The 17893-nt window shown below is 63.0% G+C and carries 17 protein-coding genes; 16 read left to right on the top strand and 1 reads right to left on the bottom strand.

Annotation, left to right across the window (positions count from 1 at the left end):
- Positions 1-115 precede the first annotated feature (115 nt).
- The 5 genes from dacB to ACNAOT_RS00675 all read left to right on the top strand — a co-directional run bounded on the left by dacB (position 116) and on the right by ACNAOT_RS00675 (position 5498).
- Positions 116-1561, top strand: coding sequence for a D-alanyl-D-alanine carboxypeptidase/D-alanyl-D-alanine endopeptidase (gene dacB, locus ACNAOT_RS00655; RefSeq protein WP_420181218.1), 1446 nt, complete (start codon positions 116-118; stop codon positions 1559-1561).
- 59 nt (positions 1562-1620) lie between these two features.
- Entirely contained in the window at positions 1621-2742 is a 1122-nt protein-coding gene (locus ACNAOT_RS00660; protein WP_091467426.1) for a zinc-dependent metalloprotease, read from the top strand.
- A 92-nt stretch (positions 2743-2834) separates the two neighbouring features.
- Positions 2835-3905 (top strand): tRNA lysidine(34) synthetase TilS, encoded by a 1071-nt coding sequence (tilS, locus tag ACNAOT_RS00665; RefSeq protein ID WP_420181219.1) that lies wholly within the window; start codon positions 2835-2837, stop codon positions 3903-3905.
- Between the two features lie 31 nt (positions 3906-3936).
- On the top strand, positions 3937-4488 hold the full coding sequence (gene hpt / locus ACNAOT_RS00670) for a hypoxanthine phosphoribosyltransferase (protein WP_011772910.1): 552 nt from the start codon (positions 3937-3939) through the stop codon (positions 4486-4488).
- 191 nt (positions 4489-4679) lie between these two features.
- The gene (locus ACNAOT_RS00675; RefSeq protein WP_420179623.1) at positions 4680-5498 is read left to right on the top strand and encodes a hypothetical protein; all 819 of its coding nucleotides are present in this window, start codon (positions 4680-4682) and stop codon (positions 5496-5498) included.
- A gap of 20 nt (positions 5499-5518) precedes the next feature.
- Here the strand turns inward: ACNAOT_RS00675 and ACNAOT_RS00680 are convergent, their stop codons facing one another.
- The gene (locus ACNAOT_RS00680; protein WP_420179624.1) at positions 5519-6355 is read right to left on the bottom strand and encodes a hypothetical protein; all 837 of its coding nucleotides are present in this window, start codon (positions 6353-6355) and stop codon (positions 5519-5521) included.
- A gap of 810 nt (positions 6356-7165) precedes the next feature.
- On the opposite strand from ACNAOT_RS00680, the gene ftsH reads away from it, so the two are divergent.
- The 11 genes from ftsH to ACNAOT_RS00735 all read left to right on the top strand — a co-directional run bounded on the left by ftsH (position 7166) and on the right by ACNAOT_RS00735 (position 17735).
- On the top strand, positions 7166-9235 hold the full coding sequence (ftsH, locus tag ACNAOT_RS00685; RefSeq protein WP_420179625.1) for an ATP-dependent zinc metalloprotease FtsH: 2070 nt from the start codon (positions 7166-7168) through the stop codon (positions 9233-9235).
- 10 nt (positions 9236-9245) lie between these two features.
- The gene (gene folE, locus ACNAOT_RS00690; protein ID WP_026005412.1) at positions 9246-9881 is read left to right on the top strand and encodes a GTP cyclohydrolase I FolE; all 636 of its coding nucleotides are present in this window, start codon (positions 9246-9248) and stop codon (positions 9879-9881) included.
- Positions 9882-9886: 5 nt separating this feature from the next.
- Complete coding sequence (gene folP / locus ACNAOT_RS00695) at positions 9887-10792, top strand: dihydropteroate synthase (RefSeq protein WP_420179626.1); 906 nt, start codon at positions 9887-9889, stop codon at positions 10790-10792.
- A gap of 12 nt (positions 10793-10804) precedes the next feature.
- Positions 10805-11164 carry a dihydroneopterin aldolase gene (folB, locus tag ACNAOT_RS00700; RefSeq protein WP_054808667.1) on the top strand — a complete coding sequence of 120 codons (360 nt, stop codon included), beginning with the start codon at positions 10805-10807 and terminating at the stop codon, positions 11162-11164.
- Positions 11161-11706 (top strand): 2-amino-4-hydroxy-6-hydroxymethyldihydropteridine diphosphokinase, encoded by a 546-nt coding sequence (folK, locus tag ACNAOT_RS00705; RefSeq protein ID WP_091464525.1) that lies wholly within the window; start codon positions 11161-11163, stop codon positions 11704-11706. Before folB ends, folK begins: the two co-directional genes overlap by 4 nt.
- Positions 11703-12224 carry a DUF3180 domain-containing protein gene (locus ACNAOT_RS00710; RefSeq protein WP_420179627.1) on the top strand — a complete coding sequence of 174 codons (522 nt, stop codon included), beginning with the start codon at positions 11703-11705 and terminating at the stop codon, positions 12222-12224. The genes folK and ACNAOT_RS00710 overlap by 4 nt, the downstream gene beginning before the upstream one ends.
- Positions 12205-12717 carry a PH domain-containing protein gene (locus tag ACNAOT_RS00715; RefSeq protein ID WP_091464529.1) on the top strand — a complete coding sequence of 171 codons (513 nt, stop codon included), beginning with the start codon at positions 12205-12207 and terminating at the stop codon, positions 12715-12717. The genes ACNAOT_RS00710 and ACNAOT_RS00715 overlap by 20 nt, the downstream gene beginning before the upstream one ends.
- Positions 12714-14303, top strand: coding sequence for a PH domain-containing protein (locus ACNAOT_RS00720; RefSeq protein ID WP_420179628.1), 1590 nt, complete (start codon positions 12714-12716; stop codon positions 14301-14303). The genes ACNAOT_RS00715 and ACNAOT_RS00720 overlap by 4 nt, the downstream gene beginning before the upstream one ends.
- Complete coding sequence (locus ACNAOT_RS00725) at positions 14296-15204, top strand: Rossmann-like and DUF2520 domain-containing protein (protein ID WP_420179629.1); 909 nt, start codon at positions 14296-14298, stop codon at positions 15202-15204. Before ACNAOT_RS00720 ends, ACNAOT_RS00725 begins: the two co-directional genes overlap by 8 nt.
- Before the next feature lie 5 nt (positions 15205-15209).
- Positions 15210-16112 (top strand): pantoate--beta-alanine ligase, encoded by a 903-nt coding sequence (panC, locus tag ACNAOT_RS00730; protein WP_420179630.1) that lies wholly within the window; start codon positions 15210-15212, stop codon positions 16110-16112.
- 105 nt (positions 16113-16217) lie between these two features.
- On the top strand, positions 16218-17735 hold the full coding sequence (locus ACNAOT_RS00735) for a DHA2 family efflux MFS transporter permease subunit (protein ID WP_420179631.1): 1518 nt from the start codon (positions 16218-16220) through the stop codon (positions 17733-17735).
- The last annotated feature ends 158 nt before the right edge of the window (positions 17736-17893 follow it).

The following is a 17893-nucleotide window of genomic DNA, read 5'->3' on the forward strand; positions in this document are numbered from 1 at the left end:
GGCAGGCAAAAGCGCAGCCAGCGCCGCCGACTACTATTGAGGATATAGCGAGAGGCCCGGGTTTCTTGAACCGGCGGGGACATTTCAGGACTGACAGGACCAAGCAACTTCCATGATGGGCGTTAAAAACGGGGGTGCCCGCAAACGGGTGCCCGCGGCGTGGGGGCGCTTTACATGGCCGGTGCTACTGACCACCGTTTTGCTGTGCCTCGGCGCCGTTGTGGCTGCGGGGATGTTTCCGAACCTGCTCAGTTTCCCCAAGCCCCCACCACCCATTCCCTCCTGGCAGCAGGTGCCGGACCGCCTCTCGGGGGCTGACAGTGTGCTCCCGTTGGATGCGTCGGCGCCTATCCCCGTTGCGGGTGAGGTCGCAAAGCTGCTCGACGCCACGCTCAAGCCGGACGGTGCGGGCAGTATCAGCGGCGTGGTGATGGACGCGTCCACGGGCCAGATCCTTTTCGATCGCGAAGCCAACGCCAACCGCATCCCGGCCTCGAACATGAAGCTGTTGACCGCAGCCGCTGCGTTGAAGGCGCTCGGTCCCGAGTCGCGGTTCACCACCCGCGTGCTCGCCTCTGACAATCCCTCCACAGTGGTGCTGACCGGGGGAGGAGACGTTCTACTGGGCGCTTCCGCTTCCGAGCCCACAGCTGTTCTTGGCCGGGCCGGACTCGCGTCTTTGGCTGCGGACACGGCTGCTGCTTTGGCGTCGGCCGGAGTGCAGGGACCAATCATCGTACAAGTTGACGACTCGCTTTTCAGCGGCGCGCCCCTTAACCCCGCATGGAGTCTGGACGATGTCGCCGCCGGCGAAACCGCGCCATTGTTCTCCCTGGCGTTGAACTCCGGCCGTTACGCCCCGGACGTCCTGACCGGTCCCCGACCGCAGGATTCCGCAATCACCACCGCCCAAGCCTTCGCCGAGCAGTTGGCGGCGGCCGGCGCGACGGTGAGTCCCGGCGTCGAACGCGGTAAGGGCCTCCCCGCCCAAGAGTTGGCTGCTGCCGAATCCGCCACTGTGAACGAGCAAGTGGACCTCATGCTTGAGTCCTCGGACAACTTCCTCGCCGAAGCGCTGGGACGGATGACCGCTTTGGCGTCCGGACAAAAGGCCACGTACGACGGCGCTACTGCGGCCGTGCGGCAAAGACTGGCGGAGTTGGGGATCGCCACGGATTCGATGCAGTTGGCTGACGTCTCCGGCCTTGCCTTGGAGAACCAGGTCACGGCCCGCCAGTTTGCCGAGGTTGTCCGGGCTATCACCAGCGGGCCGGACCTTGCCTTGCGCGCCGCCCTCGACGGTTTCCCCGTGGCTGGACTCACCGGGACCCTGAATGACCGGTACGGCGAGGCAGGTACGTCGGAGGGCGCAGGGCTGGTGCGCGCCAAGACCGGGACATTGAATACCGTGATCGCGTTGAGTGGCTACGTGGTGGATTCAGATGGCCGGTTGCTGGTGTTCTCCTTTATAGGCAACGGCCTGGACCCGGGAGCCGCGGGCAACAAGCTGGCCATGGACCGTTCGGCGTCGGTGTTGGCCTCGTGCGGGTGCCGGGCCTAGCCCTCCGCGTGGAGCGAACTTAAGGCACACTGTCAGCCTGGTGTGGTGTGATGGACCGTATGGTGTCTTCTGCCCGAGAATCGTCAGCAGGGGCCCCGTCCCTGATCAATTGGGACTTGGCCGCCTCTACGGCTGCCCGGCTTGCCCCTCCCGGTCCGGAGCTTAGCGCCGGGGAGATCGGCAAAGCCGTGGACAATCTGCGCTTCAACGCGGATATCTCCGTCCCGCACGTGCACGACATTACCGGCTTGGATGCCGCGAGGGACCTGCGGGATTCGCACGTTCTGGTGGTGGATCGTGCCTCATGGTCCAAGGCGAATACCCAGAGCTTCTCGGTGATGCTCCAGCCCGCGCTGAAGAAGATGGTGGAGAGCCGCAGTGGGGTCGCGATGACCCCGGCCGCGGCCGCTGCCAGCGGTGCCATCACCGGCACCCAACTCGGCGCCGTGCTCGCGTTCCTCTCCAGCAAAGTCCTCGGCCAGTACGACCCCTTTGCTGCGCTGGCCCCGGATTCCAACGTTCCCGCGGGCGGCCGGCTCCTGTTGGTTGCGCCGAACATCATCTCCGTGGAGCGCGAACTCAACGTTCACCCGGACGACTTCCGCCTCTGGGTTTGCCTGCACGAACAAACCCACCGGGTCCAGTTCGCCGCCGCGCCTTGGCTCCGGCACCACATGCTGGATGAAATCGAGAAGCTCAGCGGCAATCTCCTGGGCAACATGGATACGTTGGTTGAACGCGCCGGCGCTGTAGCCAAGTCCCTGCGCGACCGTAACCCCTCCGAGAAAACTCCGGGCCGTGGCGCCATCCTGGACCTCCTCCAGAACCCGGAGGAAAAGGCGTCCCTGTCCCACATCACGGCCGTCATGAGCCTCCTCGAAGGTCACGCCAACGTGGTGATGGATGCCGTGGATTCGAGCATTGTTCCCTCCGTGAAGACCATCCGCCAGCGCTTCAACGAACGTGGCAAGGACCGTGGCGTGGTGGAGAAGTTCATCCGCAACCTCCTCGGCCTGGACGCCAAGATGCGCCAGTACACAGATGGCGCCAAGTTCGTCCGAGAAGTTGTTGCCGTCGCTGGTATGGAGGGCTTCAACCGGGTGTGGGAATCCGCTGACTACCTGCCCACCGAGGAAGAGATTCACAACTCCAGGCTTTGGCTTGAGCGGATGGGGCTTTGAGCGTACCTGCCGGTTCCGCCGTCGGTTCTTCAGGTAAGGGTCGACGGCGGCACGGCCGTTTGGCCCCGGTCGTCGGCAAGGCCCGCAAGCAGTTGCAGAACGGGTTGGCTTCTGCGGGTTACCCATCACATGTGCTTGTAGCTTGCAGCGGAGGCCCGGATTCCTTGGCTTTGGCGGCCATCGCGGCCTACTTCGCCAGACGAGGCCATGTGGACGGACACCCAGTGTCTGTGGCAGGCGTAGTGGTGGATCATCAACTGCAACCTGGTTCCGGGGAAGTTGCTTCCCGGACTGCTGCCGTGTTGCGCGAACTGGGACTATTTCCGGTGGAAGTGCGCACTGTGGAAGTCGCTGCCACCGGATTTGGGCCCGAGGCTGCGGCCCGGGATGCCCGTCATGCTGCCTTGGAGTCCGCCGCCGACCAGTTGGGTTGTGACGCGATCCTGCTCGGCCACACCCTGGACGACCAAGCCGAACAAGTACTCCTGGGCTTGGCTCGTGGGTCCGGAACGCGGTCCCTTGCTGGCATGCGGCCCGTTCGCGGACGCCTGCTCCGGCCCTTCCTCGGCCTTCGTCGGGAGGAGACCTTGGAAATCTGCCGGGTGGAGGAGTTGTCTCCCTGGCATGATCCCAGCAATACAGATCCCGCGTTTGCCAGGTCCCGAACGCGCGTTGAAGTGATGCCCGTGTTGGAAGAGAAGCTGGGCCCCGGCGTCGCCGAATCTCTGGCACGGACCGCTGCCATCCTGCAGCAAGATGCCGATTTCCTCGAAGATCTGGCCAAGGAGACCTATCTCTCACTTGTCCAGCGGGAAGGCGGTGACGCCTGGCTTCCCGAGGACGCCGTTCGTGAACTGCCCGCAGCGCTCAGGTTCCGTGTCATCGCTAAGGCGGCGGCCGACGTCGGGGGTCAACAACCCGGCTACGGACGCCTCCAAGCTGCGGAAGCGCTGCTTCGCCGGCAAGGATCGGCAGGGCCCGTTGAGCTTCCCGGCCACGTGAGTGTGTACCGTTTGTCCCTCAGCGATTTGGAGCAGGAACGGTCTGTTCCATCAGGTGGTTCAGCTGCAGATGCGACTGGAGATCCAGCCAAGGGCGGTCCCCGCGAAGCCGCGCGCTGTGGGAAGCTAGTATTCCGGCATCAGAAACCGTCCCAACAGTAGCCGCACCCGAGCATCAAAACAGGAGCCATTGGTGGATTCAAACGACGTCCAGGCAGATCTCAAGCACGTTCTTTACACCAAAGAGCAGATCCAAACGCGTATCGCGGAACTCGCGGCGCAGATCGACAAGGACTATGAAGGACGCGACATCCTCATCGTCGGTGTCCTCAAGGGCGCTGTCATGGTCATGGCCGACCTCGCCCGTGCACTGCACAGCCACGTCAGCATGGACTGGATGGCTGTCTCGTCCTACGGCTCGGGCACCCAGTCCTCCGGTGTTGTCCGGATCCTCAAGGACCTCGACACCGACCTCATGGGCAAGGACGTCCTGATCGTCGAGGACATCATTGACTCCGGCCTCACCTTGTCCTGGCTCAAGTCCAACCTCGAATCCCGTGGCACGGCCAGCGTCGAAATCTGCACGGCTTTCCGCAAGCCGACCGCTGCCAAGGTGGAAATCGACGTCAAGTACGTCGGCTACGACATCCCCAACGAATTCGTCGTAGGTTACGGTCTCGACTACGCCGAGAAGTACCGCAACCTGGACTTCGTGGGCACCCTGGCCCCGCACGTTTACGAGTAAGCCCGCTCTTTACGTTTACCCGTACACGCCGCGCCCTTTTCCGCCATTTGCACCTGTAACCTCTGGTGCGTTTGGCGGGAGTGGGTGCGGCGTTGGGGTTTAAGGGGTGCGTTCGGGGGGAGTGGGTGCGGTAGCGGGAACTTGAATGCCTGAACCTGCCCGTGCGCTAAGCCCTCGCGCTAAACTGGACCATGACCGGTGCACCTGCCCGTCTTTTGACGTGGCTCGCCGTCATGGCGACGCTCCTCACGGCCTGCACTCCTGCGGTCGATGTCACCGAGACCGATGCCGGCCCACCAATTGCGAGCTCTTCCGTCGCTCCAACCCCGAGTGACGTCGTCACGGTCCCGACAACGACTGCCACGCAGTCGGCGGTTGCCGAACCGCCGGCACCGCCTGCCGCGCCCCAGGCTTTCGCCATTAACCTCTACCAAGAGGGGGACTTCGTTCCGCAGTACACCTTTGACTGGTGTGTTGCTGCAAGCATTCAGATGGCGCACAACCTCATCGACGATACCGGGGGCGGTTCGTGGGCATCCTCCGCGCAGCAGAGCGAACTGTGGGAGATGGCCCGCGCGCGGTCATCCAACTCCTTCAACGGCGCCAACCCGCGGGGCTGGGCGCAGGTGCTGACCGAAGTTGGAATGGGGCCATATACCGTGGTCAGCATCGCCACCTATGAGGACACGCTGCAGACGGCGGCCCGCGCCATCGCTGAGACTGGCCGACCAGTGGGGTTGGTCATGTGGAGTGGGCGCCATGCCTGGGTCATGAGTGGTTTTCAGTCGATAGGTGATCCCGCGCAGTTCCCGGAGTTTCAAGTCACCGGGGTACACGTCCTGGATCCGCTCTACCCTTATGGCAGCGGACAGTGGGGTCCGTCCCCAGAGCCCAACAGCCTGCTCTCCCCGGAGCAGCTGGCCGCACAGTTCGTAGTCCGGGAGCCGCGTCGCTGGAGCACTGACCTGCCCACGGGCTATCTACTGGTGCTCCCGGTAACGTCGGCCTGACGCGGCCCTGACCGAACCCTTCATGCCGCACGCAGGGACCGCAGCCCTCCATCGTTCAAAATCCGTGCGAACGACCTTGGATTCATCATGTCGGACCAATCCCAGCGAACAACAGTAAGCCCCAGTGCCCACAAGCCATTCTCCCGGGTTTTCTCGGCCATGACTGCCTCCTGGATGGTCTGGGTTCGGCGCAATTTTTTCCTCAGGTACTTCCCGTACCCATCAAATTCCCCCACCAGATCGAGTTCAGGCCACCAGAAATCTGTTCGGGCAGTTCGTCCGGTCCTCAAGGCAAAAGAGCCTTGAAGACTGGGTACGGGAAAGTTGAGCAGAATCATCTGCGCTCGACTCATGGATTCACCCACCGACTCGGACTTGTCCGAGGACAATTCGAGAATCGCGCCAGCACGTCGTCTTCTTGATTGGCTGATGAGAGAGGAGACACCTCCAGCCAGGTCGCCCACGCCCACCGGAGGACCCCATGGCTTGTCCTTGTTCCAATCGTTTGCTTCAAGAGCGTCCCCCCACCCTTGGTCGCGACGGCTGGAATCAAGAACCGCCAAGGCCTCAGCAAAGTTCAGGGAAGCGGCCAGCTCTATTGTCGTGCGAACCTTATCCGTGACCCGGAATCCGCCGAGCTGGGCTATCCCGCTGTCACAGGCGCCGAAACTTCTGCGGATCCCATGTTTTGATCGACCACCGCTTGGGTCCGCAGTCACAGTGCACAGATGCTTCGGCACGCCCACGACGCCGAGCCCCCAGAGGAGCGCCGCCGTCTGGAAATTAAAGATGGGAGGGGTCCTGGTGGTATTGACCAGGGCAGCTGCTTGAAGTCCGTGCCGTTGGCGCTCGTTCAATTCCGCCCAATAAGCAGAACGGGCGTAGGTGCCCCGTCGGACTCAGACCAATTCGCCGCGTTTGGCCTGCTTCGCGGGTTGGCGCGCATCCTGTCCAATCCGTGTTGCGTCAGAGGCGAGTATGAGTTCTTGAAAGGCCATGGGTCTACGCTCCCCGGTCCCGGGCGAAGCCGAAAGCTCCAGTCTGAGCTATGTGGAAAACAACATTCGCACCACGCAACAAACCAGCTGCGCTGATTCCAATCAGCGCAGCTGGGGCCTATTTGCAGATGCGCGCTCGCACCCGTTCCCGCCGTTCGCACCTGGGAGTGGCCACGCCCGCACCCTTTTCCGCCGTTCGCACCAGTGGTTACGGGTGCGGATGGCGTGAATGGGTGCGCGGGTGGGTGTTTGGCGGTGTTGGCCAAGGGGAGTGGGAGCTTAGACCGACCCGTGCATGCCCGCACCCGTTTCCGCCGCTCGCACCCGGTAGTGGCCATGGCCGCACCCTTTTCCGCCCTTCGCATCAGGTGGTGGTTTTGCCCGCACCCTTTGTCGCCGTTCGCACCAGTGGTTACGGGGGCGATTGGCGGCAATGGGTGCGCCCGCCCTCGCCAGTACGCGCCGCACCGAAGCCCCCAACGCAGCACAAAACCCTGTTCCAGCACGCACAACGCGAGTATCCTGTGTACGCCCAGAGGGAACTTTTGGACTTTCCGATGCGTGAATTACTGGGAACGGTGTATAGCTTGAAACTGAAGCAGCACCACTCGCGCGCAGAAGTTGCGCCTTGCAGCACTACCAGGAGGGACGGGGCAAAACCCCGATCAGATGAAAGCTAAGAGTTTCTTCAAGGGCCCGGGCATCTGGATTGTTGTCGTCGTTGGCTTGCTCCTGGTGGCATTCGCAACACTGGCTCCGGGCGGTTCCACGCGCATTGACACCAAAGACGGCCTCGAGCTCCTTTCCCAAAGCGGGAAGGTTGAGCAGGCCAAGATTTTCGACGCCGAGAACCGCGTTGACCTGGTGCTTAAGGACAACCTGAACCTGGACGGCCAGGACAAGGGCAAGAACGTTCAATTCTTCTACGTCACGGATCGTGGTCCGGATGTGGTGAAGGCTGTCACCAACGCCAACCCGGACAAGGGCTTCACTGACCAGCCGGTGGAGAACAACTGGTTCTCCGGCCTGTTCTCCCTGCTGATCCCCGTGCTGCTGCTCGGTGTCCTGTTCTGGTTCCTGCTTTCCCGCATGCAGGGTGGCGGCTCCAAGGTGATGCAGTTCGGCAAGTCCAAGGCAAAACTGGTCAACAAGGACATGCCCCAGGTGACCTTCTCCGACGTCGCCGGAGCTGACGAGGCCGTGGAAGAGCTCCAGGAAATCAAGGAGTTCCTCCAGGAACCGGCCAAGTTCCAGGCCGTTGGCGCCAAGATCCCCAAGGGTGTGCTGCTCTACGGCCCTCCAGGTACCGGTAAGACGCTGCTTGCCCGCGCTGTCGCCGGCGAGGCCGGCGTTCCCTTCTTCTCCATCTCCGGCTCGGACTTCGTTGAGATGTTCGTCGGCGTCGGTGCTTCCCGTGTTCGCGACCTCTTCGAACAGGCCAAAGCAAGCTCGCCAGCCATTATCTTCGTTGACGAAATCGACGCCGTTGGTCGTCACCGTGGTGCCGGTATCGGCGGCGGTAACGATGAGCGCGAGCAGACGCTGAACCAGCTCCTCGTCGAGATGGACGGCTTCGACGTCAAGACCAACGTCATCCTCATCGCGGCCACCAACCGTCCCGACGTCCTGGACCCCGCGCTGCTGCGCCCGGGCCGTTTCGACCGCCAGATCACGGTGGAAGCCCCGGATATGATCGGCCGCGAACAGATCCTCAACGTCCACGCCAAGGGTAAGCCGATGGCCCCGGGCATCGACCTCAGGGGTGTTGCCAAGAAGACTCCCGGATACACGGGCGCGGACCTGGCCAACGTCCTGAACGAAGCTGCCCTGCTGACTGCGCGTTCAAATGCCAATCTGATCGATGACCGCGCACTGGACGAAGCAATCGACCGCGTCATGGCCGGCCCGCAGAAACGCAGCCGCGTCATGAAGGAACTCGAGCGCAAGATCACCGCTTACCATGAAGGTGGCCACGCCCTGGTTGCTGCTGCCCTTCGCAACTCGGCCCCGGTCACCAAGATCACCATCCTTCCCCGTGGCCGTGCGCTCGGCTACACCATGGTGATCCCGGAAGACGATAAGTACTCGGTCACCCGCAACGAACTGCTCGACCAGATGGCCTACGCCATGGGCGGGCGTGTTGCTGAGGAAATCGTGTTCCACGATCCCTCCACGGGTGCTTCCAACGACATCGAAAAGGCCACCTCCACGGCCCGGAAGATGGTCACCCAGTACGGTATGAGCGAGCGTGTTGGTGCCGTGAAGCTTGGCCAGGGCGGTGGCGAACCGTTCCTCGGCCGCGACGCCGCGCAGGAGCGCAACTTCTCTGACCAAATCGCCTACGTTGTGGACGAGGAAGTACGCCGTCTGATCGACCAGGCTCACGATGAGGCCTACGCCATCCTCACGGAAAACCGGGACGTTTTGGACCGCCTGGCGCTGGAACTGCTGGAGCGGGAAACACTGAACCAGACGGAGATCGCCGAGATCTTCCACGACATCCGGAAGCGCGATTTCCGCGAGATCTGGCTGTCCAAGGAATCCCGTCCGGTCCAGTCCATCCCGCCCGTTGAATCCCGCGCTGAAAAGGCGGAACGCGAAGCCCAGGAAGAGGCCAAAAAGGCCCGGCTGGACGAGCCTTTGGACGTAGTAGCACCCCACGCCCACGGAGTCAGCAGCCAGGAGTCATTCCAGGCCCCGCAACCCGACGGCGGCAACGACCACCCGCATCACGGCTAAGCTTTCTGCTGTGACTCATTTCGACGACGACGACGACCTCGCCGCCGCCCACGGTTCCGCCGCGGGCTCCAAGCACGGCCACAAAGTGGACCGTCCGCGCATTGAAGCGGCTGTCCGCGAGATTCTCCTGGCGATAGGTGAAGACCCTGACCGCGGAGGCCTCCTGGACACGCCAAAGCGCGTGGCCAAGGCTTACGCCGAGGTCTTCGCAGGGCTGCACCAGCACCCTGCGGATGTCCTCTCCACCACGTTCGACCTCGACCATGAAGAGCTTGTCCTCGTGAAGGACATCCCCTTCTACTCGACATGCGAGCATCACTTGGTGCCGTTCCACGGCGTCGCGCATGTTGGTTACATACCGTCACATGACGGAAAAGTGACCGGCCTGAGCAAGTTGGCGCGGCTGGTCGATATCTACGCGCGCCGGCCGCAGGTGCAAGAACGCCTCACCACACAGATCGTCGAGGCGCTTGTGAAGCACCTCAACCCCCGCGGTGCGATTGTCGTCGTCGAATGTGAACACATGTGCATGTCCATGCGCGGCATTCGCAAGCCCGGCGCAAAGACCGTCACCAGTGCGGTGCGCGGTCAACTCCATGACCCGGCCACCCGCGCCGAGGCCATGAGCCTCATACTCGGAAGGTAAGCACTATGGACTCCCTCGCTGCAGCACCTGGAACCGGCCCGGCCACAAGCCCGTTGCCGATTCTCCGCAAACCGCGACCCGTTGCCAGGTTCGAGGACCTGCCAACGGACCGCACGCTCGTCATGGGAATCCTCAATGTCACCCCGGATTCCTTCAGCGACGGCGGCACTCACCGGACACCGGACACCGCCATCGCGCTCGGCCTGCGCATGTTTTACGCAGGCGCAGACATCATCGACGTCGGTGGTGAATCCACCCGTTCGGGCGCTGAACCGGTTTCCCCCGAAGAAGAACAAGGCCGCGTCATCCCGGTGATCCAGGCGCTGGTGAAGGCCGGTGCATTGGTCAGTATCGACACGATGCACACGTCCACTGCGGCCGCTGCCATTGAGGCGGGTGCGGCCATCATCAACGATGTCTCCGGCCTGACGATTGAACCGGACATGCCGGAGCTCGTTGCCCGGACCAAGGTTCCGTACATCCTGACGCATCGCCGTGGCGACGCCCTGACCATGGACAGCCTCACGGATTACAACAACGTCTCAGAGGACGTGGTGGCTGAGCTTAGCGGTGTCAGAGACAAGCTCTATGCAGCTGGTGTTGCGCCGGAGCAGATCATCGTCGATCCCGGTATTGGTTTCTCCAAGAACGAGGACCAGAACTGGGAGATCCTCAAGAACCTGGACCAGCTCTTCACGCTGGGCCACAAGGTGATGGTTGCTGCTTCGCGCAAACGGTTCCTCGGTTCCCTCCTGACAGTGGCCGGTAAGTCCGCTGCGCCGTTGGAACGCGACGCAGCCACCGCTGCCATCACCGCTTTGAGCGCCGCTAAGGGCGCCTGGGCTGTCCGCGTTCACGACGTCGGCCCCAGCCTTGACGCCGTCAAGGTCGCCGCCCGCATCTCCCGCTGATTGGATACCGCTGTGGACAGGATCACGCTGACCGGTGTCACCGCCGTCGGCTATCACGGAGTGTTCGATTTCGAGCGCCGTGACGGCCAGCCTTTCGTTGTGGATGCCGTGCTGTACGCGGACTTCACCAAAGCGGCTGAGACGGACGATCTCCAGTACACAGCCCACTACGGTGAAGTGGCGGAACTGATCACCAAGCACATCGAAGGCGAGCCCTTGAACCTCATTGAGGGCCTGGCCGTCAGGATTGCCGAGGGCATCCTCGAGAACTACAACGTGGCCGCCGTCGATGTCACCGTCCACAAGCCCAAGGCACCCATCGAGGTGCCGTTTGGCGACGTCACTGTCAGCGTCCACCGGGAGCGATCATGACGTCCGGCTATACCAAGGCCATTCTGGCTCTTGGCAGCAATCTCGGGGAGCGGAACGACACCCTTTCCACGGCCGTCGCGGACCTGGTGGACCCCCCGGAGGTGCGCCTCCTGGGTGTATCGCCGGTGGTGCAGACCAAAGCCGTGGGCGGTCCGGAGGGCCAACCGGATTTCCTGAACATGGTCATGGCTGTGGAGACCACCTTGACCCCTTTGGAGCTTCTGAAGCACTGTCACGCGGTGGAACAGAAGCATCACCGCACCCGCGAGGTGCGCTGGGGCCCAAGGACGCTTGACGTGGACATCATCGTGTTTGGTGAGGTGCTTAGCGACGATCCCGTTCTGACTATTCCCCATCCGCGGGCAGCTGAGCGCGCTTTCGTGCTCTACCCGTGGTCCTTACTGGAGCCGCATGCCACACTGAACGGCCAAAGCGTGGCTGAACTGGCCGCCGTCGCCGCTGACATGCCGGACATCCGGCGCTTCGACGGCTTCGGTGACGTGGCCGGTGTGCCCGCGACGGGGGCAGTGGAGCAGCCATGAAAGCTATGCGCCCCGTAGTTCTGGTGCTCATCGCCGCCATCGCTGCCGTCATTGGATGGTTGGCTACAGTCACTACCAACCGTTTCAGCATGCCCACGCCGGTGCTGCCGGTCTCTGCCCTGGTGACCATGGCCGTCATCGCCGCGCTCACGCTCATTATGGGCATCCGCGTGCTGCGTTGGCGCAACGGTAAGAAGAAGAACCTGCTCAATCCGATCCTGGCGGCACGGACGTTGATTCTTGCCCAGGCCTGCGCCTACGCCGGGACGCTGCTCCTTGGCTGGCATGCGGGGATCGCGGTGGATCTTCTCCGTATTGGTGGTTTGCGCGGCGGCGAGGGCATTCTGTGGAATGCCCTGCTGATGGGCGGCGGCGGTGTGGTGATGGTGGTGGTTGGACTCGTGGTGGAGCGCTTCTGCCGGATCCCGCCGGAGGACCTGGAAGGTGGTACCGCCGGACCGGAAACCCGTCGAGGCGAAACTAAAGGTGAAGGCGAGTATGCATACCGAGGCGATTGATCCTCCCGGCGTCCAGTGGCTGAGGGTATCCCCGAAGTACGTCACGGTTCGCTTAGTGGAGTGGGCTATCGGCAACGTAGTGATGCTGGCGGTCCTCAGTTTGCCCCTCATTTTCGTGCTGCTCGGCTGGTGGAGGTGGCCGCCGTTGTGGCTGGCCATCACGGTTCCCGCGGTGATGCTGGTGTTGGCGTTGTGGCGGCTCGTGCTGATTCCACGCCAAGTTCGTGCGATCGGCTACGCCGAGCGTGACGACGACCTCCTCATCCGCCGTGGCATCTTCTTCCAACGGACCATGGTGGTCCCTTACGGCCGAATGCAATATGTGGACGTTGCGGTTGGTCCCGTTGAACGCAGTTTGGGACTGTGCACGCTCAAACTTCACACAGCGTCAGCGGGAACCAATGCGCAGCTGCCTGGCCTTCCCTCAGCAGAGGGGGCACGCTTGCGCGAGCAGCTTTCGGCTCGCGGAGAAGCCAGGTTGGCCGGGCTGTGAGCCTGGAGAACAACGCAACTGAGAGCCTCCCGGGCAAGCCGGAAGCAAAGGGCGACGGCGGCTGGAACCGCGTCCACCCCGCGTCACCGTTCGTTCGCGGCTGGGTAGCGCTGGCCGCCGTCGGCTTCTTCTTTGGCCGGGACGCTTTCGAGCGGATGCTGCAGGGCCGGGATTTCCTGGATCCGAACCTCAGCGGCCGGGTGCCGTGGCTCCTGGCCGGCGGTGCGGTGGTGTTGCTGCTGACGGTGGGCGGTTTCATCCTCAGCTGGTACTTCACGCGCTACCAGGTGGCCGAAGGCTATGTCCGCGTCAACACCGGCTTCCTGTTCAAGCAGCAACGTCAGGCTCGTTTGGATCGTGTCCAGGCAATCGACATTGTGCAGCCGCTTTTGGCGCGGATTTTCGGGCTCGCTGAGCTCAAGTTTGAAGTGGCCGACGCCGGCGAGTCGGCAGTGCGGCTCGCTTACCTCCCGCTTGACCAGGCCAAGCAGCTGCGTGCCACCATCCTTGCCCGGGCGGCGGGTGTGGTCAGTGGGCCTGAGACGACAGAGGAAATTCCGGAAGCTCCCGAGCATGTTGTGTTGTCAGTCCCGCCGTCCCGGCTCATCGGTTCCTTGCTGCTGAGCGAGCAGACCATCGGAATTCTGGCCGGCGCCGCCGTGGTGGTTATTGTCTCCTTTTTCACGCAGAACCAGACACTGTTCCTGGCACTCATCCCGGGCATTCTGGGAATCGGGGCCGCGTACTGGAACTCCTTCAACAAGGGCTATAACTTCACGGCTGCAATCTCGCCGGACGGTATCCGCCTTCGATACGGCCTCCTGGACACTCAGGCGCAGACCTTGCCTCCCGGACGCATCCAAGCGCTCATGGTGACGCAGCCACCTCTGTGGAGGATCTTCGGCTGGTATCGGATACACGTGAATGTTGCGGGTTACGGGGTTTCGGGCAGTACCGAAGGGGCTGCCCGCACCATGTTGCTTCCTGTTGGCATGAAGTCCGATGTCCTGCGGATGATGTCGTTGGTGCTGCCTGATCCGGGAGTTGAGGATCCGGAACGCGTGTTCACCGCTGGGCTGGATGGACTAGGGCCGGCAGGAGCTGGCTCGGCGCCGGGCGATGGCTTCATCACCACTCCCCGCCGCGCACGTTTGTTGGCCCCGCTGGGCTGGCGGCGCAACGGCTTCTTTGCCACCAAAACCGCGCTGCTGATCCGATCCGGCCGCTGGTGGCACACGCTGGTCATGGTTCCGCACCAGCGGACGCAATCCATGGCGCTTCACCAGGGCCCGTGGGCGAGGCGCTTCGGAGTAGCTGATCTTGTCCTCCACACGACGGCAGGCCCGGTATCTCCACGAGTGTTCCAAGCCGGAGTAGAGCAGGCTGTGGAACTCTTCGATCAGCAGGCCGCCCGTGCCCGGGAAGCACGGAAGAGGCAAACCAGCGAACAATGGCTGGCGCAAGTGGCTCCGCAGGCCCCGGAGGTCGCAGCCACGATTCCAGCGCAAGCGGCTCAACCGCAACAACTCGCTGATCCCACACAACCCCAGACTTCACCGCAACAGGAGGACCGCAACGATGGCTAGGCCAGGACGACTCGGAGTCGGCATCATCGGCGCAGGCAAGGTGGGGGCCGTGCTGGGTGCCGCTTTGCGCGCAGCCGAGCACGCCGTCGTCGGGGTTTCTGCTGTATCCGAGGTGAGCCGCGAGCGGGCAGAAAACCTGCTTCCCGGCGTCCCGATCCTGGAGATTCAGGACATCGTGGAGCGCTCCGAGCTCGTTTTGCTTGCCGTCCCGGACGATGCCCTCGGCGAGTTGGTCGCGGGGCTGGCCAAGCTCGGAGCCTGGCAGCCCGGTCAACTGGTGGCGCATACGTCAGGCCGGTTCGGCGTCGGGATCCTCAACCCGGTCCGTACGGTCGGTGCGATACCGCTGGCACTTCATCCCGCCATGACCTTCACAGGCATGAGCCTGGATCTGACCCGGCTCATGGACTGCACTTTCGGGGTCACCGCCGATGCTGCCATGCTGCCGATCGCCCAGGCGCTGGTGGTGGAGATGGGCGCAGAGCCGGTGGTGATTGCTGAAGCCGACCGTACCCTCTATCACGCAGCCCTCGCACACAGTTCAAATCACATGGTCACGCTGGTAGCGCAGGCATCGCAGATGCTGCGGGAGATCGGCGTCGAAACTCCGGAGGCCATGCTTGGTCCGCTGCTGCGCGCGACGCTCGAGAACGCTCTCGCGTCCGGCGAATCCGCGCTGACCGGTCCCGTAGCGCGTGGGGACGTGGGTACGGTCTCCGCGCACGCCCAGGCGCTGAAGGAGTACGACGGCGGCGCTGGCGGGGATGTTCTTGCGGCCTACCAGGCCATGGCGCGGGCCACTGCGCGCAGGGCGGGAAATCGCGGACTGCTGCGCCCCGAACAATTGACCGAGATAAACGAGGCCTTGGGCGCCGAACCCAAAGCGCCGGAAGGAAACTGAACAGCATGGCCATCAAACTCGTGACCACCGCGACCGAACTGCGGGCCGAGAGCGCCAAACTCCTGGCCGCCAAAGATGGAAGTTCGCAGGGGCTGGTGCCCACCATGGGTGCACTGCACTCGGGTCACGCGGCACTTGCCCGGACCGCAGTGGAAGAGAATGACGTGGTGGTGGCCACCATCTTCGTGAACCCGCTTCAGTTCGGCGACGCCGTGGACCTGGACCGCTACCCGCGCACGCTCGACGCCGATATGGCACTGCTTGATGCTGAGGGTGTGGACCTGGTTTTCGCGCCGTCCGTTGAGGAGGTTTATCCCGGAGGACAGCCTCTGGTTCGGGTGACGTCAGGCCCGCTCGGCGACAAGTGGGAAGGCGCCTCGCGTCCCGGACACTTCGACGGCGCACTCACCGTAGTGGCCAAACTGTTGCACTACGGACTACCCGGAGGTGCTTCGGCGGACGGCACGACGGCGGCCTACCGGGCTTACTTCGGGCAGAAGGACGCGCAGCAGTTGGCGTTGGTGAAGCGCATGGTCTCGGACCTGAACTTCCCTGTGGAGATTGTTCCCGTGCCGATCGTTCGTAGCGAGGACGGCTTGGCGCTCTCCAGCCGCAATCGATTCCTTTCCGAGGAAGAACGCGAAGCCGCCTTGGTGTTATCGAGGGCTTTGCGCCTCATTGAGTCCCGGGCAAACGCGCACGAACCGCTCGACCTCGATTCCGCTGTGGCGCTTGTGGAGTCCCAGCCGCTGGTGGAACTGGACTATTTCGACGTCGTCGATCCCGTCACGTTGGAGCCGCTCGCTGAGAACTGCAAGGAGACCCCCTTCCGCGGTGAGGGGTTGGCGATCATTGCCGCCAAGGTGGGACCGGTGCGGCTTATCGACAACGCTCCGTTGTTCTCCTAACGTTTGGAATTTTTCTGCTGACGGAAATTGGATGGGCGTTTAGACTGTTTTAGTCTTCACCGGCACAGATCGCCGGACACCAAAACCAAACCTTGGGGAATCCTCATGTCTACCGACGTCACGTCCGACGCCAACGGAAAGCCTGAATCCGGCGCTTCCGGCACTGTCATCTCTGCAGATGCCGCAGCCCCGCAGGCTCCGGGGTCAACGGCCCCCGTCTCGCACGCCCCAGTGTCCGGGAAGATGTCACGCGAATCCGTGACCGTCATTGTCACGCTGCTGGTGGCGACCTTCGTGGTGATCCTCAACGAGACCATCATGAACGTCGCCCTCCAGCGCCTCATGACGGACCTTCAGGTAAGCGCGTCCACTGTGCAGTGGCTGGCCACCGGCTTCATGCTGACCATGGCCGTCGTCATCCCCACCACTGGGTTCATCCTGCAGCGGATGAGCACGCGCGGGGCATTCATGCTTGCCATGGGTCTCTTCAGCGGTGGAACGCTGCTGGCCGCATTGGCGCCCGGATTCCTGGTGTTGCTGCTTGCCCGCATCGTCCAAGCAGGTGGTACTGCCATCATGCTGCCCCTGCTGATGACCACCATTCTCACTCTGGTGCCCATGTCCAAGCGCGGTGCCGTCATGGGCAACGTCAGCATCGCCATCTCAGTCGCGCCGGCCATGGGACCCACCGTTTCCGGCATCATCCTGGATCACTTCTCCTGGCGCTTCATGTTCGTGTTCGTGCTGCCGGTTGCCCTGGCCGCTTTCGCCATCGGCGCCAAGTACCTCACCAACGTGGGGGAGCGCGAGAAGACCACTTTGGATGTTCCTTCGGTGATCCTTACCGTGCCCGCGTTTGGTGGCTTGGTTTACGGCCTGAGCCAGATCGGTGGCGCTGAGGCAGGCGTTGTTCCCGTCATCGCACTGGTGGTCGGTGTTCTCTGCCTGGCACTGTTTGTCTTCCGGCAGCTGAAGCTTCAGAAGTCCGACGCCCCGCTGCTGGATCTCCGCGCCTTTAAGTTCCGCATGTTCACGGTTTCCACACTGCTGATGGTCGTTGCGATGATGGCACTGTTCGGCGGCGTAATCCTGTTGCCGCTGTACCTCCAGAACACCCTGCACCTTCAGCCTTTGGAAACCGGACTGGCACTGCTTCCGGGTGGTTTGGCCATGGGCTTGCTGGGTCCGGTCATCGGGCGCATCTTCGACAAAGTGGGTCCCCTGCCGCTGACCGTAACGGGCTCAGTACTCATGGTCCTGACACTGTGGCAGTTCTCGCGTCTGGATGAGGGAAGTGCGCTCGGCTGGGTCATTGCCCTGCACGTCACCCTGAGCCTTGGGCTGGCCCTGCTGTTCACGCCGGCATTCACCACTGGCCTCAACCCGCTGCCTCCGCACCTCTACTCCCACGGTTCGGCGATCATCAGCACCGCTCAGCAGGTCGCAGGTGCAGCCGGAACGGCGTTGCTCGTGTCCATCTATGCTGTGGTTTCTGCGTCTTCGGGCGAGGTAGCCGGAATGCAGACAGCATTCCTGGCAGCGACCGTCATCGCCGTGGCCGCTGTAGTGCTCGGCGCCATGATGCGCAAGACCGACGGTGCCGGAGGGCACGGGGGCCACTAACCCATCTTTCGACGCTCTCTCAAATCCCTCCGGTTTGAGCTGGACGCTCTCTCAGGTCCCTCGGGTTTTAGCTCGACGCTCCCTCACTTTGGTGGGGGAGCGTTGTTGTTTTAAGGGTTCGACGGCGGTAGTTGGTTTTTGGGTTTGGCGACCGCGGT

The sequence above is a fragment of the Paenarthrobacter sp. TA1.8 genome (assembly GCF_048595705.1).
GTDB classification, from domain to species: Bacteria; Actinomycetota; Actinomycetes; order Actinomycetales; family Micrococcaceae; genus Arthrobacter; species Arthrobacter nitroguajacolicus.

What these genes read in the sequence shown, in the direction of transcription:
- ACNAOT_RS00715 (WP_091464529.1), top strand. Translation starts at nt 12,205, where the DNA reads ATGCATACCGAGGCGATTGATCCTCCCGGCGTCCAGTGGCTGAGGGTA.
- dacB (WP_420181218.1), top strand. Translation starts at nt 116, where the DNA reads ATGGGCGTTAAAAACGGGGGTGCCCGCAAACGGGTGCCCGCGGCGTGG.
- panC (WP_420179630.1), top strand. Translation starts at nt 15,210, where the DNA reads ATGGCCATCAAACTCGTGACCACCGCGACCGAACTGCGGGCCGAGAGC.
- ACNAOT_RS00725 (WP_420179629.1), top strand. Translation starts at nt 14,296, where the DNA reads ATGGCTAGGCCAGGACGACTCGGAGTCGGCATCATCGGCGCAGGCAAG.
- ACNAOT_RS00675 (WP_420179623.1), top strand. Translation starts at nt 4,680, where the DNA reads ATGACCGGTGCACCTGCCCGTCTTTTGACGTGGCTCGCCGTCATGGCG.
- ACNAOT_RS00735 (WP_420179631.1), top strand. Translation starts at nt 16,218, where the DNA reads ATGTCTACCGACGTCACGTCCGACGCCAACGGAAAGCCTGAATCCGGC.
- ftsH (WP_420179625.1), top strand. Translation starts at nt 7,166, where the DNA reads ATGAAAGCTAAGAGTTTCTTCAAGGGCCCGGGCATCTGGATTGTTGTC.
- ACNAOT_RS00710 (WP_420179627.1), top strand. Translation starts at nt 11,703, where the DNA reads ATGAAAGCTATGCGCCCCGTAGTTCTGGTGCTCATCGCCGCCATCGCT.
- ACNAOT_RS00660 (WP_091467426.1), top strand. Translation starts at nt 1,621, where the DNA reads ATGGTGTCTTCTGCCCGAGAATCGTCAGCAGGGGCCCCGTCCCTGATC.
- folK (WP_091464525.1), top strand. Translation starts at nt 11,161, where the DNA reads ATGACGTCCGGCTATACCAAGGCCATTCTGGCTCTTGGCAGCAATCTC.
- folP (WP_420179626.1), top strand. Translation starts at nt 9,887, where the DNA reads ATGGACTCCCTCGCTGCAGCACCTGGAACCGGCCCGGCCACAAGCCCG.